The sequence below is a fragment of the Microcoleus sp. Z1_A1 genome, assembly GCF_036700305.1.
In the GTDB taxonomy this organism is placed as follows: domain Bacteria; phylum Cyanobacteriota; class Cyanobacteriia; order Cyanobacteriales; family Microcoleaceae; genus Microcoleus.
Map to the genome: position 1 here is coordinate 125,282 of NZ_JAUBOR010000007.1, position 15,163 is coordinate 140,444.

Sequence of the window (15,163 nt, forward strand, 5' to 3'; positions counted from 1 at the left end):
CCCGGTTTCTGACTCCCCGACGCGCGCCCCTCAGCCTCAGCCAAGAAACCGGGTTTCTGCGATACTTTTGGCATCCTACCGAAGATTTGGGTAAGAAACCCGGTTTCTGACTCCCCGACGCGCGCCCCTCAGCCTCAGCCAAGAAACCGGGTTTCTGCGATACTTTTGGCATCCTCACGCCCGATTTGGGTAAGAAACCCGGTTTCTGAACCCCACGCGCGCGCCCCTCAGCCTCAGCCAAGAAACCGGGTTTCTGCGATAATTTTGGCATCCTCACGCCCGATTTGGGTAAGAAACCCGGTTTCTGAACCCTCCCCTTCCGCTAGCCACTCACCTATCCTCTGATATGCCACGTCGCCAAATTATCTTCCAAGCGCGTAATTACTACCATGTTTATAACCGAGGTAATAACCGTCAGCTTATCTTTTTTGAGCGAGAAAACTATATTTATTTTTTACGTCAATTAAGAAACCATCTGATTATTCATGGTGTCGATATTATTGCTTATTGTTTGATGCCGAACCACTATCATTTATTAGTTTACCTGCAAACGGATGATTTTTCCAAGCTGATGCAGTCATTTACTCTGTCTTATGCTAAGGCTATCAATAAACGCTATCAAAGGGTGGGTTCACTATTTCAGGGACGGTTTCAGGCGATTCATGTGGATGGAGAAGACTATTTATTACACTTAACTCGATATATTTACTTAAACCCAGTCTGTGCTAATATAGTTGAAAAAGCAGAGGATTGGGAGTTTTCCAGCTATCAGGAATATATTGATTTGCGTTAGGGAAGTTTACCTAAAATAGATGGAGTCCGATCGCAATTTTTTTCAGCCGATGCTTATCGTGACTTAACATTTGAAGAATTGAAGGCTTTAAGAAACCGGGTTTCTGGGAGAATTTTGACATCCTCACGCCCGATTTGGGTAAGAAACCCGGTTTCTGAATCCCCACGCGTGTTCCCAGAAACTCCAAGAAACCGGGTTTCTGGGATAATTTTGGCATCCTACCCAAGATTTGGGTTTCAAACCCGGTTTCTCAACCCCCCACGCGATCGCGCCTAACCCTGAGCCAAGAAACCGGGTTTCTGTGATAATTTAGGCATCCTACCCAAGATTTGGGTTTCAAACCCGGTTTCTGAGCCCCACGCGCGACTATATCTAGTTGTTATAATAAATAAACCTGAGCATTTTTTCTTCTAATAGAATAGCTTGTATTAATTGCCAGATGAAGATTAAGCGCGATCCCCCCCCCGGAGAGTGACAGAAGAGGGATATAGGGTTTAATCTTCAATATTGCGATCGCAATATAAACGCATTCTTAATATTCTGTTTATTCCTTGCTATTGAAACTGTTTCAGAGTAATCTAGTAACCATAAGTCAGTTATAATATTTTCATAAGTTGGATTCACGAAAAATTTCTGCAAGTTTAACTCACATCTCTTGCGCTCAAATCATATGGACACATCTGAAAAGTTTTGTTTTTGTACTCTAGCTGTAGGTGATAGGTATCGTGCTCATGTAAAGATGCTAGCTCAAGATATCCAGACCCATATGCCTTCCACAACTTTATGTATCCTAAGCGATCAACCAGAGCAGTTTAAAAATTTCCCTCATGTTCTGGTGTTCAAGCACCACCTCCAGAGTGTGAAAGGGTATCATGACAAACGTTTCGTTCTTGAAAAAGCTCTCTCACTATTTGAGAGTTGTATGTTTTTAGACTCTGATGTTAGATTGCTAGGCCCTCTAGTAGAAGAAATGAATTGGTCTCCTGGAATTACAGCAAGAGCAGGTACTGATTTGGTCAAACACATACAAAACATTAAAAATCCGAAAGAAATTGAAGTTATAAAAGCAGCAGGGCAAAAACTAAATATCGATCTTCAACAAGTGAAGTGGCTTCACGAGTTTATGTTTGTCATGAAGAGACAGAATGGATTAGAAGGAGAATTTTTTGAACTTTGGCAGACAATTTCTTACTTTTTTGAAATGCAAGAAATCTATCATGGTGAGGGTTATGCTATGGGGCTAGCTGCGGCTCGAATTGGGATGACATTTGATTTTTTCCGCGAAGACAAATTTCCATTCTTTAAGGATAATATTGAACGAGTAAGAATCCAAAATGGACAAGCAATTATTCAGGAGAAACAAATTTACTTCGACATCCATAAACAGATTGAATATCCCAAACGTTCTCTTTGGAAGAAAATCAACAACAAACTAAGTAAACAGGTTGTGTTTTATTATCGATTATTTAGACTGAGAGTTTTTATTAAAAAAGATCCTAATTATTATAAAATCTTTGGATGAGTATACAAAAAATAATGGCTCTTCATTACTTGGTATGCCAAATTGTATAGAAATGTAGTCAAAACCTTTGCTCCGCAAAGGTTTTGACTATTTATTTAGATGAATTGGGCTAGAATGAGCGATATTTCGTTTAATCCTTATTTAATATTGTTTCCGGTTGCATCGGAATGATTTAACCACAGAGAACGCAGAGAACACAGAGGGAGATAAGAGAGATGAATAATTCCGATGCTACCGGATTTGATATAACAAGGTTTACAGCTTGATTTTGGGTTGTTTAGCATACTACGTACTGAAGAACCAAATATTTCAACCTGAAAGCAGATGATGCAGTAATTTGCAGTATAGAAAATGGAAAAATAGTCATAGAGCCTGTAAATCAGAAAGTTTCCAAATATACCCTAGATGAATTATTAGCAGGCGAAATAGAACCGGGCGAAGAAATCTCTTGGGGAAAACCAGAAGGAGAAGAATTTTGCTAAAATATATCCCCGAACGAGGTCATTTTATTCGCTTCAATTTCGATAATCACAGAGATTTATGGAGAAACCCGGTTTCTGAACCCTGCCCGATCGTGAGCTTTGAGCAAACTCGCCGGATCGGGCCCAGCCGGGATAATGCAGCCGGGATTCAGCGGGAACAAATTGCCGTAATAATCGCGCTTGACAGCCTCCAAATCGCAAGTGCCGGCAACTCCCGGTAACTGGTACAAATCGCGCAGATAAGCTCCCAAATGCTCGTAATCTTGAATGCGGCGCAGATTGCATTTGAATAAGCTGTAGTAAACGGCATCAAAACGGAATAGAGTAGTAAAAAGCCGCACGTCTGCTAAAGTCACCCGATCGCCACACAAGTAACGACTCCTCAAGAGCGAGCGATCGATCTCGTCTAAAACAGCAAACAATTCACTGCAAGCCGAGTCATAAGCAGCTTGAGATTGCGCGAAACCGCAGCGATAAACGCCGTTATTCACCGATTGGTAAATCTTCTCATTCCACTCGTCAATTTGTTCTCGCAAATCCAGAGGATAAAGATCCATTTGAGGATTGCTAGCAAACTCGTTAAACTCCGAGTTTAGCATCACAATAATTTCCGAACTCTCATTATTGACGATCGCCTTTTTCGAGTCATCCCACAGCACCGGCACCGTACACCGCCCCTGATAGCCCGGTAAAGCCAACTGGTAAAGTTCCGGCATCGTGTTGCAGCCAAAAGTCTCCGACTCCATCACCCACATTCCCCCTTCCGAGGGATAGACAATAGATACGGATATCGCATCTTCAAGCCCTTTGAGCGCCCTCGTCACCAGAGTGCGGTGCGCCCAAGGGCACCCTTTACCCACGAAGAGGCGATACCGTCCCGTGGCGGGCCCGTGAGGGTTGTCTGGTGCAGTGCTGACAAAGTTCCGGAAACTGCTGCTGGGGCGAATGTATGCTCCCGTGCGATCGGGCGGCGCTAGTTTTGACATCATTAATTGCCACATTGATGTCCAGACAAATTTACCTAGCTTGACTGTTACGGATGAAGGAAGCGATTTGTTTTTCACGGCGGCGATTAAAAGAGGTTTGCTAAACATAATCTGCTTATTTTAACTCACAGCCGAAGGAAGAAGGAAGAAGGAAGAAGGAAGAAGGCAAACTAAGCAATGGTTTCAGCAATTAATAATGCACTCCCGCCTTCCGGGCGGGCTAGGAGCAACGGCCCACAATAAATTTAATTTTTGTAGAACAGGCTTTTCGGCCTGTTCTTTAAAATGATGAGCGACGAGGTTTGTTCCCTTTATATCTTGGATCATTTGCAATAATGCCCTTCAGGGCGGGCTAGAAGCCCAACCCCTACTCCCCACAATAAAATTTAATTTTTGTGGAACAGGCCGGAAAGCCTGTTAAGCGAGAATGATGAGCGACGAGTTTTATACTATCTATCCGAGGCTATTTCGCCATAAGCTCGATCGATCAATCGGCGAGCAACCGTCTGAATTCCGGTATGTTCGTAATAATTGGTACTCATGTCTAAAAACGCCGCCACATAATCCAATTTGTCATCGGTAACATCAATGTATTGCTTGAGATGGCCTAAAACTATGGCGGGAGTTAAGCCGCGAGACTGTACTAAATTGTTCATCCAACCTTGCGCTGAGGCGAAAGTTGTTGTCACGAATCCAAATTTTGCTGCATTATTAGCGCCGGGAATTAGGTTGCTGATATTTTGGAATGTTGAGTTTTGCTGCAAGGTTGAAGGATTCAATCCGCCTAGGGTATTTTGTGCTACTCTAAGGAAGTCCGGGCCAAGGGGAATTAAACCGTCAGCACAAACTAAAGCAGCCATCCGCATCAGAGATTCGTCTTTGTAATGGGATAAATAATTACCAAAGCTTCCCACATTGTTAAGGGAAATATTGTTAAGTTTGCAGTAGGCAATTAGCTCGATCGCCACTTTGACGCACAAGTCGATCGTTTGAGTTGTGTCAGCTTTGGGAGTGAGGCGGTTGAGAAAGGAAAGAAAGCCGATGTTTTCGCCGATTTTATTCGCCATAGCCGTTGCACCTAACGCACTGTCGGCGCTGTCTGCTAACTGGTAAAGCCTGACTACGCCTTGATATGGCTCGTTGGGGTTAGCGTAAAGCTCGATCGCGCGATCGCGAATTTTCTCAACTAATTTGCGCTTTGTTTCCCCTGTCAGCGCTTGAATAGTATTATCAAAACCCGTGAGATTGTTCCACTCCCCCGGAACCACAAAATCGAGAGATTTTAACATCATCACAGTGACGCCACCCGACGGCAAATTGTCAACCAATTCAACAATAGACTTGCTCATCAAAAACTCCTGAATAGCCCGATTTAAAGTGTTCTTCCAAATACTCCAACTTCAGCAAATCCGATTCCCGATTCCCGGTAAATTCCCCAGCACTAACTAGGCAAGCACAAATAAATATTATACCACCCGATCCACTTTTGCCCTACTCCGATCTTTTCTCTCTTCTCGCTCCTCTGCGTTCTCTGCGCCCTCTGCGGTTCATTAAAAAAAGTCTTTATATTGACCAACTCAAAATCGCCCAAACGTGTTAAAATAGAGGGCGCAAAATAGAAAAACCTAAAAAATGACTGTTGCAGTTAACAAAACTCCCGGATTAGCCTCGCGTTTAGTAAATGGCGTACTCTCCATCAAGCCTTTAGCTAATCTAGCCAAGCACCAAGCGCGGGAAATGATGATAACAAGAGCCGAAAAAATTGGAGTGCATTGGCGACAAGAAGCCCAAGCACTTTTAGCTCGAAATTGGGATGCAGAATTGCTCAGCGTTCAAAATCCCGATCTGGTTTACCCGAAATATTATCTAACTTCATTCCACGCTTACGAACAAGGTAATATGAGTTGGGAAGCTGCTACAGAAGTAGAAGTTGCCGCCCGTACAGTTCACGCCACAATTTGGCCGGAAGCGGGTGCAGAAGGCGATGCAAAACTCCGCGCCAGCTATCACGAAGTCATCAAATCTCAAATTGCTTCTTCGCCGCGAGATATTGTTGATTTGGGATGCAGTGTGGGAATGAGTACCTTTGCTCTTGGGGAGGTTTACCCGGAAGCGAAGATGACTGGAGTAGAGTTATCGCCTTATTTCTTAGCAGTGGCTAAATACCGTTCCCAACAGCGAGAATCCCAATCTTTCAATCAAAAATCTCCGACTTGGGTTCATGCTGCTGCTGAATCTACAGGTTTGCCTGCGGCAGCTTTTGATTTAGTTTCTATTTGTTTAGTTTGTCACGAATTGCCGCAGAAAGCTACTAGAGAAATATTCCGGGAAGCGAGGCGTTTGCTGCGTGTTGGCGGACATTTGACAATTATGGATATGAATCCTCAGTCGGAAGTTTATGCCAAAATGCCTCCTTATATTTTAACTTTGCTCAAAAGTACGGAGCCTTATTTGGATCAGTATTTTGGGTTGGATATTGAGCAAGCTTTGGTTGATTCTGGTTTTGCTGCGCCGACGATTACTTGTAATACAGTCCGACACCGAACTATTGTTGCTGAGGCAAGATAGCGGTTTTCAGTAGAGTGAAGTACAGATATAGCAATCCTTGCAGGAGTCGTAAATTTTTGACCCCACCCCAACCCTCCCCTTATCAAGGGGAGGGAGTAAGAAATTCACAAATGATTGAGGATGGCTAGATCGGGTAGGACACGGCACTGCCGTGTCTAAAGTTGTATTTATTTAATTCGATTGAAAACTGCTATAAATGGTAAAGTTGCAGAGATATTATTCGATCCTTGGGGCGGTGCGTGAGTGTAAATAGTCTAATCTGTGGATTTAAAAATTTCTGCGATCGCGCCCCCTACTGATAAATAATTCCGATGCTACCGGATTTGATATTAGACAGCCGTAGAAGCTATTCACAGCGCCATTTGTTAGACATTTTGAGAGAACCCTAAAAGAAGGACATCATCATGAACTCGACAGCACCCTCTCAAAACATCATCGATTGTTTGCAGGTTATCTTGGATGCCACTGCATCGAAAAATTACGAGCTTTTTACCACAGTGGGGGATGCAGGCTACAAAGCGAGCATTACACAACAAATGTTTGACGATGTTAGCGAGCAGCTTGCTTCCCGCCTGCAAAAGGGATACTCAATTAATTATTTTGGTGAGATAAAACAAGGTAATTTTCCGATTTATTTGTGGAAGCTGAGTTTTGAAGATGGTGGAGATGAATTTGTGGCACACATGACTATGAATGAAGACAAAGTTGCGGGGATTTTCATCGAATGACATACAGCATATTCCATGTATATGTAGTACACACAATCTTGAGATCGCCCGTGTAAGGTGCGTCGCCATCAACAATCTGCAAGTTTTATCCAATATCTCGCAGCGACGCACCCTACAGATTAACACTACAGCCGATCGCCCACAACCGTTAATCGGAATCGATCGGGCGGCACAAAGGTGATTCCCCGGCGCGCCGGACGAATTGGCCGATCGAGATTCGATACAAACTCACGGGAAGACAGCACCGTGGCTAAAACCAGCTTCATTTCAAACATCGATAACGCCATCCCGATGCAGCTTCGACTCCCGCCTCCAAACGGTAAAAATTCAGAGGCGGAAAACTTGCGATCTAAAAAGCGATCGGGGTTGAACCGGGCGGGATTTTCGTAGGTTTCAGGGCGACGGTGGGCCAAATAGACACAGGGGATTAAAATCGTTCCCGGTTGATATGTATAGCCTTCGAGTTCGATCGTCCGTTTCACCTTGCGCGGCTGCGAAATTAAGGCAATTGGATAAACCCGCAGCGCTTCCTTGCAGACTGCTGTTAAGTAGGGCGACTGCGAAAGCGCAATCGGATCGGGATTCTCGCCTAATTCATCCAATTCCTGCCGCAACCTAGCAAGGCATTCGGGAAACTGATGCAGCCAGTAAAACGCCCAAGTCAAGGCCGATCCAGTCGTTTCATGTCCCAATAACAACAGCGTCATCAACTGATCGCGCAATTCTCGATCGCCGAGGGATTCGCCGGTGTCGTCGCGGGCCATCATCAACACCGACAGAATATCCGTGCGAGACGAATCGAGAGATTGCGATCGCCTCTCGGCAATTTCCGCATAAATCAGCGAGTCAATCTGGGCCATCTGCTGCAAAAACTGCCCCCACGGGCTCCAAGATCCCAAATTTTGCTGCAAGGGTTCAAAGAAAAATTGTAGGGAGTACAGCTCAGAGGTAATCGCCTCTAAAAGCCTGCTGAGCAAGTGTTTCAGGCGTTCGTAGCGCTCTCCCGGCACTAATCCAAACACGACTTGCAAGATTACTTGCAGGGAAATTTCTGACATTTCTTCGCGGACTGCGATCGCATCTGGGGCTTTCCAGTCGATCGTCTGCTTTTGCGTCAAATCAACAATCAAATGCCCTTGACTGTGCAACTGTTCCCGATGCAGCGCGGGCATTAATAGCTGTCGCTGTCGCAGATGTCGCGGCCCTTCATTCATAATTAGGGATTCATTTCCCACCAGGGGGCGAAATACGTTGGTCACTTTGCCAAACTCAAAGGCATCGGCTAAGGTCGTAAACACCGCCTGAATCGCTTCTGGAGAGCCCAGAAACACTACGGGGGGCGAAGCGGGCCCCAACACGCGGGCGGTAAATGTATCGCCGTATTTGGCCGAGTTGCGATCGAAAAATGCGATCGGGTCAGCTACCAGCGAAAGCGTTTGGAACAAAGCAGGAGAACGAGATCCGGTAGGCAGCGTCATTGAAAAACTGGCGATACACAATATTTCTAGTGTATTTTGACATACTCCGAAGTCCTCGATCGACCTTGCAGCCTGAAATTTATCTGCGATCGATTGCCAAGGCCAGTAGCAAAAATAGTAATGCTATCGGGATCGATCGCAGATTGTACGGCTAGCTTCCCAACCTAAACTGCTAAAAGTTGTAGTCTTAGATGAAATGGATGCTAGCGATCGTGTGTTTGGCATTATGCTCACGAAAATCAAATGACCGAAAGCATCCAGGATACCCGCCACGTGATTCATTCCGAAAGTAGACTCAGGACCGGTGAAATAAAAAACCTGTATCCGATGAAACTTGCCGAACGTATTTATCTCGCGCAAGTCAATGCTTCAATTCTTTAATCTAAAATCTAAAATCTAAAATCTAAAATCGATTGACTTTGGGATACAATTGTTGTAAAAGCTGGTAGCCAGTTGGCTGAATTTGTTATGACATTAACATCCCGTGTTGTTCATAGCGACCCCGATATTCTGGGGGGAACCCCTGTTTTTGTTGGGACTCGTGTACCAATGAGAACCCTACTTGACTATCTTGAGGCTGGTGATTCATTAGAGGTTTTTCTAGACCATTTCCCTAGTGTCAGTCGGGAACAGACAATTGCAGCTCTTGAATTAGCAAAGGAAATGCTGACAGCCTATGCGAATCCTGCTTGATGAATGTGCCCCACGACCTTTAAAGCGTGAACTTGCTGATTACGAGATACGCACAGTTGTTGAGATGGGATGGTCAGGAAAAAAGAACGGTGAATTACTGCTGCTTATGAGTCAAGAGGGCTTCACAATTCTGCTTACCACAGATCAAAATTTGCGTTATCAGCAAAACTTGCAGCAAGCTGGAGTAGCAGTCGTTGTTCTTGTAGCATCCAGCAACAGACTTCCTGATTTACTTCCTCTGCTACCAGATGCTCGTAACGTTTTGAATACTATTACTCCGGGGGAAGTGATTGAAGTCGGAGGTTCTTAAAAGTTCTCTAGGCGACGCAGCAAAACAACGCCCATGCACCCGATCGCACAGAGGTTATTTGTTGGGAACGGAGGTAGTCTGCAGCGGGTGATTGACACCGTTAGATCGCTCTATTCCTGCGAGGGTGGTTCCGCAGATTGTACGGCTAGCTTCCCAACCTAACATGACTGTTTTACGCTCTACTCCCCAGCCATAGCCACCGAGTTCTCCAGATTCTCGAATGACTCGGTGACATGGAATTAGATAGCCGATCGGATTTTTACCGATCGCATTTCCTACAGCCCTAGCAGCAGTTGGGCGAGCTACCATTTGAGCTATACTCTGATAAGTTGCGATCGCACCAAATGGCAATGTCAAAAGTGCTCGCCAAACTTGAATCTGAAAGTTAGTGCCTTTTACCAAGAGCGTTAATGGTTTTTGCTCGCTGAGAGTTTCTGAATTGAAAATCAGGTCACACAATGATTGAGTGGCTTGCTCATCACGAATAATTTCAGCGTTTTTCCATGCCAATCGCAGTCTTTGTGCGGCGGCTTGTTCGTCTGTTGTATCCAAAAAATAAAGATTACAAATACCACGGGTAGTTGTCGCAATTAGAGAGGTGCCAAACGGGGTATCATGAATACCATAGCGAATTTGTAAACCTGCTCCGCCTGCTTTGAACTCCCCTGGTGACATTGCTTCTAAGTTCACAAATAAATCGTGCAATCGTCCGGGACTCGATAGTCTCACGTCCAATGTTAGGTCGAGAAGGCTTTTAGTCTGAGTGATTTTTGACTTGGCATATTCAACTGTCAGATATTGCAAAAACCGCTTGGGGCTAATGCCGGCCCATTGAGTAAATAGCCGTTGAAAATGATATTCACTAAGTCCTATGTGTTGGGCCACAGTTGCCAGATTGGGCTGGTTTAGGTGGTGTTGTCGCATAAAGGCGATCGCCCGAGCAATCCGGTGATAATCTTCGCTAGCATAGACACTCGCATTCTGCATCGAAATCATCTAGTCTAAGTCAAGGGAATAGTGATGTTTCCTCACTTTAGCCATAGAGTAGGCTCAAAGCCACCCGTTTCTTGCGGTGAATGCAGCCACTCGATTTTAGATTTTAGATTTTAGATTTTAGATTGAAGAGATTGAAGAGATTGAAGAGATTGAAGAAAGCGACCTCATATCGTTTCCGGTTGGATGGGAATGATCAAGTCAAGGTCGCGCAATTCCACATTCCCCCACGGATCACTCCCCACTCCCCATCATAAGGAGTGTTACCGGAATTGATATCACCCTCCGCGCAACTGCGTCACCAAGTGAACTAATTCCGGTAAAATTAGCTTTTCGACAGCTAGTTTCACGCCATTGCTAGAGCCAGGAAGAGAAAAGACTAACTTGCCTTGATACACGCCTGCAACTGCGCGAGAGGCGATCGCCCTCGAACCAATTTCTTGATAGCTCAAAAACCGAAATATCTCCCCAAATCCCGGTAAAATCCTGTCAAGCAAACTCTCCATCACATCATAAGTCGTATCTCGGGGAGCGATGCCCGTGCCGCCGTTAAAAATGATTGCATCTACATCTTCACGCTGGGAAAAAGCCTGCATTTGCAATACAATTTTGGCTGCATCATCTTTAACAACAGTGTAAGCTACCACAGAGTGACCCGCATCTTTTAGCAGCTTCTTAGTTAACAAGCCGCTAGTGTCTGTTTCAGCAGAGCGCGTGTCGCTAACAGTAATGATAGCGCAGTTTACGGTTATTTTAGATAAGTCGGGGTGAGGAATTTGCGTCATATAACAGATATTGAAGGAAAAAGGAAGAAGCAAGAAGGAAGAGGAAATCAGGAAAAGGGAAGAGGGAAGAAGTCATTAGTTAGTTGTGATTTGTTCGTTGTTAGTTATTCATTATCAAATAACTAATAACCAATAACCAATGCCCCATACCCCATGCCCCATACCCATGCCCTATTCCCCATCAATTATGCCTTGCTAAATCCTAAGCCGTTTGATTCCGAGTAGCGTTCCATAAAACGCATAAATCGATCCCATTCTTCGGGACTTCTCATTAGATAAAGAGCTTCCAAACCAGCAGGCTGACCGTTGATGAACTTAGCCTTAACCTCGCGAGTGAGGAGTTCGCCTTCTTCGTCGATCATGTACATTCCAGTAATGTCTTCGGTACTGGTGCTGCTGAGAGCTTTGGGATTTTCAAAGATAAACGTGGCAGTGCCTTGAGCTCCCGTTTTAGAACGGGTTAGGCGCACTTCGGGCACAGCATCTTCGTCTATACCCCGAGAAAATTGAATTTTAGCCATAATTTGACAGTCGAACCTTAAGGATTGCTTACTTAATTTCTTAATGTTTAATCATAAAACGATTCGGGTACTCGCAAATCAAGACTTGAGAGAGTGGGAGTGGGTGAGAGTGGGTGAGAGTGGATGAGAGTGAGGGAATCGGAGACAAGGGCGAGGGGTGATGGGTTGGTTCTTCTGAGATATTGCACCATTCTCAATAATCCTTTCAGGGCGGGCTCTCCGGCCCACCCCACAAGATATTCTAACCAGAGTTCGGGTTAAGCAGAAGGGAGAAAAAAAGCATCGATATTGAGAGAAGGCTTCTTAGGATGAAGGGAATAAAGCGCACTTTCGCCGGGCTGGGTCGCAACCTGCCTCTGATCAAAGATTATGAGGCCCTGCCGCCTAGCCCAGAAGCCTTCGTATATGTGTCCACGATCCGCCTCATGCTCAAGCGGCTCACCAAGCCAAAGCTGGCGAAACGCCAATTTCACGGCCTATGAAACACGCACTTATAGGGATCGCCACAGAAAACCCAGAAAAAAAGTGAATTATAGGTATTGAACTATTATGTAGTGCGCTATATAATAGTTGTTGACTGGATTTTTAAATGGATAACAACTCGAACATCAACGAACGGCGACAGGTGGGGAGGCAGCTTTCGTTTGCCCTCTATAGTGCGTCGAACCGCGTCATTCGGCTTCATCGGCCCTTTCTTGAGCCTTTGGGCCTGACCTATCCTCAGTTTCTGGTCATGCTGGCTCTCTACGAGGGCACCCCGCGCACTGTTGGAGAAGTAGGGCAAGAACTCGGTATGGATAACGGAACCTTGACGCCGCTCTTAAAGCGCCTTGAGAGCGCGGGGTTGGTGACGCGCACCCGTGACCAACAGGACGAACGCCGCGTTCTTATCGAGCTGACAGAAGCGGGCGAGGCACTCCGCGAGGCAGCGTGCTCGATCCCTGAAAAGATCGAGACGGCCTGCCGTCTCTCCGATGAAGACCTTGCCGAGCTTCGCGACACCTTGAACGCGCTGGCAATACCCCGTCAAACAACTCCGTAAAAGGATTATTTATCATGGTTGACACGAAGAAAATGAACATCGGGATCTTGGGCACTGGCCATATCGGGAAGACTTTGGCACGCAAACTGGCTGAGGCCGGACATGACGTGAAGGTGGCCAACTCTCGCGGCCCAGAGACGATCGAGGCCGATGTGCTGGCGAGCGGCGCACGCGCGGTCTCGACGGCCCAAGCGGTGGAGGACGTTGACGTGGTGATCCTCTCGATCCCTCTCAACCGCATTCCCACAATCGCGCCGCTAATCGCCAACCTACCAGCCGAGACAGTCGTCATCGACACGTCCAATTACTATCCCCACCGCGACGACAAGATCGATGCTATCGAGGCCGGGCAGGTTGAGAGCCTTTGGGTGGCCGAACAGCTAGGCCGGCCAATTGCCAAGGCGTGGAACGCGATAGGATCTGGCTCCTTCGCCACTAAGGGCAAGCCTGCTGGAAGTCCTGACCGTATCGCCCTCCCTGTGGCTGCTGACCGCGAGAAGGATCGCTCCGTGGCGATGGCGCTCGTCGAAGACACCGGGCTTGATGCTTTCGACGCCGGAACGCTCGCCGATTCGTGGCGTCAGCAACCAGGCACGCCCTGCTATTGCACGGATCTCACGCGCGAACAGATGGCGGCAGCGCTGGCATCTGCCGACGCATCACGATCGCCAAAGCGCCGGGACTTAGCAGTTGCAGTGATGCAAGAGCGGCTTGGTGACGCCACGACAAATCCGGATGCCGATTTCGGGGTTCGTCTGAGCCGTGCGATTTATATGTAACGTGAGTTCGGGATAAGAAAGGGACAAGCAAGTAAGCTAAAAGTCATCACACCAAAGCTTTACAGGCTCGTCCCATGATTAGTTTAGAAGAACTATTTTGCGCTGTCGATGATTTCTGCCAAGTTTGTCAACTACCCAGCATCAAGCGGAGTACCGCCGGAGACGTGGGCTTGCATCTGAACTCCACCGCAATTCCGAGAATCTTTGCAGAATCTCAGCTTTAGTTTCACCGCCCGACACATTAGGGGATGCTGACAAGCTCCCCGTACTCGCCCAGTCTTGCCGGACGAGTAACGTTCTCATGGCAATATTTCGCGCACCCACCAAATCAGCATGAAGCTCGTGCCCGCAACATTCACAGCGAAACAATAGCCCTTTTTTAGGTCTATTTGCTACCGAGGTGTGTCCACATTTTGGACAGCTTTGCGAGGTATAATTAGCTGGGACTTTAGTAGCTAAAGAGCCGTTCAAATTAGCTTTGTAGTCAATATAGCCGTGTAATTCGGCAAACGACCATTTAGCTTTATTTCGATTAGCTCTTCGCTGTTTTCTGCTAGCCTTTTTGCCCGACTTGGACTTGGTTGTCTCCCGTATTCCGGTGAGGTTTTCTAGTCCAATTAGGGTGTTACGTTTGGCAATATCCTTACTGATCTGGTGGTTTACATCAGCGATAAACCGTCTTTCTCTTCCCGACAAAGCAATTAGCCTGCGCTTTGCCGAACGAGTGCCTTTACGCTGAAGAGTTATCCGTGCTTTGTGATAGCGGTTGGCTTTATGTCTAGCTTCTGAACCTGAGTAAAATTTAGACTTGTTTTGTAAGTCTGTTTCTACGGCTAAGTAGCGCATTCCCACGTCAACGCCAGAAATTCTGGTTATTTTCAGTGGGTCGACTTCAGGGGTTTCTACCTCAATACTTACCATCAAATAGTAAACTTTAGAGGAACGCTGATAGACAATTTTAGCTGCTCCAACCTTGGAACCATTGGCAATCAAATCTAGATGTTTGTTGTAGCCCTCATACGAGACTACTATTCTACCAGCTAGGGTGATAATACTCACCCTTTGCTCGGATTTAAACGAGTAATCGCGTTGATAATTTAAGGTACAGGTTCGAGAGATATATTTAGGAGGTTGGTCTAGTCCTTTGTACCGTTTCTTGGTGTACCCTTTAGCAATACCATCGTTAGATTGTTTTACTTTAGTCCAGAGAGTTTTGTAAGTTGCCGAAACTTGTCTTGGTACATTACAAGCCATCTGAGCACCGAGTCCAAATCGAACTCGCAATTCATTGTAGACAGCCTTTTGCAACTTAGCGCCATTGCTGGTTTTGTTCGCATCAAAAGCAACTCGCGAAGTATGATTCAAGGCATCGCGATAAGCCAAGGTAGTCTGAGACACCAGAGCTTTTTGCTCGGCATTCAGGTTTAGCTTTAACTTGGCGGTGATTATTTGAGGCATTACTTTCACGAACTCTGAGAAAATT

15 protein-coding genes are annotated in these 15,163 nt (G+C 46.0%); 8 read left to right on the forward strand and 7 right to left on the reverse strand.

What is annotated here, in order from left to right; translation table 11 throughout:
- Positions 1–346: 346 nt before the first annotated feature.
- Positions 347–793 carry a transposase gene (locus tag QT973_RS06780; RefSeq protein ID WP_333232956.1) on the forward strand — a complete coding sequence of 149 codons (447 nt, stop codon included), beginning with the start codon at positions 347–349 and terminating at the stop codon, positions 791–793.
- Between the two features lie 670 nt (positions 794–1,463).
- The gene (locus QT973_RS06785) at positions 1,464–2,315 is read left to right on the forward strand and encodes a hypothetical protein (RefSeq protein ID WP_333057067.1); all 852 of its coding nucleotides are present in this window, start codon (positions 1,464–1,466) and stop codon (positions 2,313–2,315) included.
- Positions 2,316–2,853: 538 nt separating this feature from the next.
- Here QT973_RS06785 and QT973_RS06790 read toward each other — a convergent pair.
- A complete protein-coding gene (locus tag QT973_RS06790; protein WP_333057075.1) occupies positions 2,854–3,798 on the reverse strand; it encodes a glutathione S-transferase C-terminal domain-containing protein in 945 nt (314 codons plus the stop codon).
- A 434-nt stretch (positions 3,799–4,232) separates the two neighbouring features.
- Positions 4,233–5,132 (reverse strand): hypothetical protein, encoded by a 900-nt coding sequence (locus tag QT973_RS06795; RefSeq protein ID WP_333057066.1) that lies wholly within the window; start codon positions 5,130–5,132, stop codon positions 4,233–4,235.
- Positions 5,133–5,415: 283 nt separating this feature from the next.
- Here QT973_RS06795 and QT973_RS06800 point away from each other — a divergent pair, with 283 nt between their 5' ends.
- Both QT973_RS06800 and QT973_RS06805 read left to right on the forward strand, forming a co-directional pair.
- Positions 5,416–6,351, forward strand: coding sequence for a class I SAM-dependent methyltransferase (locus QT973_RS06800; protein ID WP_333057065.1), 936 nt, complete (start codon positions 5,416–5,418; stop codon positions 6,349–6,351).
- Positions 6,352–6,755: 404 nt separating this feature from the next.
- Positions 6,756–7,079, forward strand: a complete 324-nt coding sequence (locus QT973_RS06805) for a hypothetical protein (RefSeq protein ID WP_333057064.1) — start codon at positions 6,756–6,758, stop codon at positions 7,077–7,079.
- Positions 7,080–7,204: 125 nt separating this feature from the next.
- Here the strand turns inward: QT973_RS06805 and QT973_RS06810 are convergent, their stop codons facing one another.
- The gene (locus tag QT973_RS06810) at positions 7,205–8,557 is read right to left on the reverse strand and encodes a cytochrome P450 (RefSeq protein WP_333390990.1); all 1,353 of its coding nucleotides are present in this window, start codon (positions 8,555–8,557) and stop codon (positions 7,205–7,207) included.
- A gap of 468 nt (positions 8,558–9,025) precedes the next feature.
- Here QT973_RS06810 and QT973_RS06815 point away from each other — a divergent pair, with 468 nt between their 5' ends.
- Both QT973_RS06815 and QT973_RS06820 read left to right on the forward strand, forming a co-directional pair.
- Positions 9,026–9,250 (forward strand): DUF433 domain-containing protein, encoded by a 225-nt coding sequence (locus QT973_RS06815; protein ID WP_190662860.1) that lies wholly within the window; start codon positions 9,026–9,028, stop codon positions 9,248–9,250.
- Positions 9,234–9,560 (forward strand): hypothetical protein, encoded by a 327-nt coding sequence (locus QT973_RS06820; RefSeq protein WP_333041785.1) that lies wholly within the window; start codon positions 9,234–9,236, stop codon positions 9,558–9,560. Before QT973_RS06815 ends, QT973_RS06820 begins: the two co-directional genes overlap by 17 nt.
- A gap of 54 nt (positions 9,561–9,614) precedes the next feature.
- On the opposite strand, the gene QT973_RS06825 is transcribed toward QT973_RS06820, so the two are convergent.
- The 3 genes from QT973_RS06825 to psb28 form a co-directional block, all read right to left on the reverse strand.
- Positions 9,615–10,547, reverse strand: a complete 933-nt coding sequence (locus tag QT973_RS06825) for a methylated-DNA--[protein]-cysteine S-methyltransferase (RefSeq protein ID WP_333057062.1) — start codon at positions 10,545–10,547, stop codon at positions 9,615–9,617.
- A 284-nt stretch (positions 10,548–10,831) separates the two neighbouring features.
- The gene (locus tag QT973_RS06830; protein ID WP_333057061.1) at positions 10,832–11,338 is read right to left on the reverse strand and encodes a MogA/MoaB family molybdenum cofactor biosynthesis protein; all 507 of its coding nucleotides are present in this window, start codon (positions 11,336–11,338) and stop codon (positions 10,832–10,834) included.
- A gap of 185 nt (positions 11,339–11,523) precedes the next feature.
- Positions 11,524–11,859: a photosystem II reaction center protein Psb28 gene (gene psb28, locus QT973_RS06835; RefSeq protein WP_333057059.1), complete on the reverse strand. Its 336-nt coding sequence runs from the start codon at positions 11,857–11,859 to the stop codon at positions 11,524–11,526.
- A gap of 589 nt (positions 11,860–12,448) precedes the next feature.
- Here psb28 and QT973_RS06840 point away from each other — a divergent pair.
- Both QT973_RS06840 and QT973_RS06845 read left to right on the forward strand, forming a co-directional pair.
- Positions 12,449–12,901 carry a MarR family transcriptional regulator gene (locus QT973_RS06840; protein WP_333390992.1) on the forward strand — a complete coding sequence of 151 codons (453 nt, stop codon included), beginning with the start codon at positions 12,449–12,451 and terminating at the stop codon, positions 12,899–12,901.
- A gap of 14 nt (positions 12,902–12,915) precedes the next feature.
- Entirely contained in the window at positions 12,916–13,680 is a 765-nt protein-coding gene (locus tag QT973_RS06845) for an NAD(P)-binding domain-containing protein (protein ID WP_333390995.1), read from the forward strand.
- A 141-nt stretch (positions 13,681–13,821) separates the two neighbouring features.
- Here QT973_RS06845 and QT973_RS06850 read toward each other — a convergent pair whose 3' ends face one another.
- Positions 13,822–15,138, reverse strand: coding sequence for a transposase (locus tag QT973_RS06850; RefSeq protein WP_333057054.1), 1,317 nt, complete (start codon positions 15,136–15,138; stop codon positions 13,822–13,824).
- Positions 15,139–15,163: the final 25 nt, after the last annotated feature.

What these genes read in the sequence shown, in the direction of transcription:
- QT973_RS06780 (WP_333232956.1), top strand. Translation starts at nt 347, where the DNA reads ATGCCACGTCGCCAAATTATCTTCCAAGCGCGTAATTACTACCATGTT.
- QT973_RS06785 (WP_333057067.1), top strand. Translation starts at nt 1,464, where the DNA reads ATGGACACATCTGAAAAGTTTTGTTTTTGTACTCTAGCTGTAGGTGAT.
- QT973_RS06790 (WP_333057075.1), bottom strand. Translation starts at nt 3,798, where the DNA reads ATGTGGCAATTAATGATGTCAAAACTAGCGCCGCCCGATCGCACGGGA.
- QT973_RS06795 (WP_333057066.1), bottom strand. Translation starts at nt 5,132, where the DNA reads ATGAGCAAGTCTATTGTTGAATTGGTTGACAATTTGCCGTCGGGTGGC.
- QT973_RS06800 (WP_333057065.1), top strand. Translation starts at nt 5,416, where the DNA reads ATGACTGTTGCAGTTAACAAAACTCCCGGATTAGCCTCGCGTTTAGTA.
- QT973_RS06805 (WP_333057064.1), top strand. Translation starts at nt 6,756, where the DNA reads ATGAACTCGACAGCACCCTCTCAAAACATCATCGATTGTTTGCAGGTT.
- QT973_RS06810 (WP_333390990.1), bottom strand. Translation starts at nt 8,557, where the DNA reads ATGACGCTGCCTACCGGATCTCGTTCTCCTGCTTTGTTCCAAACGCTT.
- QT973_RS06815 (WP_190662860.1), top strand. Translation starts at nt 9,026, where the DNA reads ATGACATTAACATCCCGTGTTGTTCATAGCGACCCCGATATTCTGGGG.
- QT973_RS06820 (WP_333041785.1), top strand. Translation starts at nt 9,234, where the DNA reads ATGCGAATCCTGCTTGATGAATGTGCCCCACGACCTTTAAAGCGTGAA.
- QT973_RS06825 (WP_333057062.1), bottom strand. Translation starts at nt 10,547, where the DNA reads ATGCAGAATGCGAGTGTCTATGCTAGCGAAGATTATCACCGGATTGCT.
- QT973_RS06830 (WP_333057061.1), bottom strand. Translation starts at nt 11,338, where the DNA reads ATGACGCAAATTCCTCACCCCGACTTATCTAAAATAACCGTAAACTGC.
- psb28 (WP_333057059.1), bottom strand. Translation starts at nt 11,859, where the DNA reads ATGGCTAAAATTCAATTTTCTCGGGGTATAGACGAAGATGCTGTGCCC.
- QT973_RS06840 (WP_333390992.1), top strand. Translation starts at nt 12,449, where the DNA reads ATGGATAACAACTCGAACATCAACGAACGGCGACAGGTGGGGAGGCAG.
- QT973_RS06845 (WP_333390995.1), top strand. Translation starts at nt 12,916, where the DNA reads ATGGTTGACACGAAGAAAATGAACATCGGGATCTTGGGCACTGGCCAT.
- QT973_RS06850 (WP_333057054.1), bottom strand. Translation starts at nt 15,138, where the DNA reads ATGCCTCAAATAATCACCGCCAAGTTAAAGCTAAACCTGAATGCCGAG.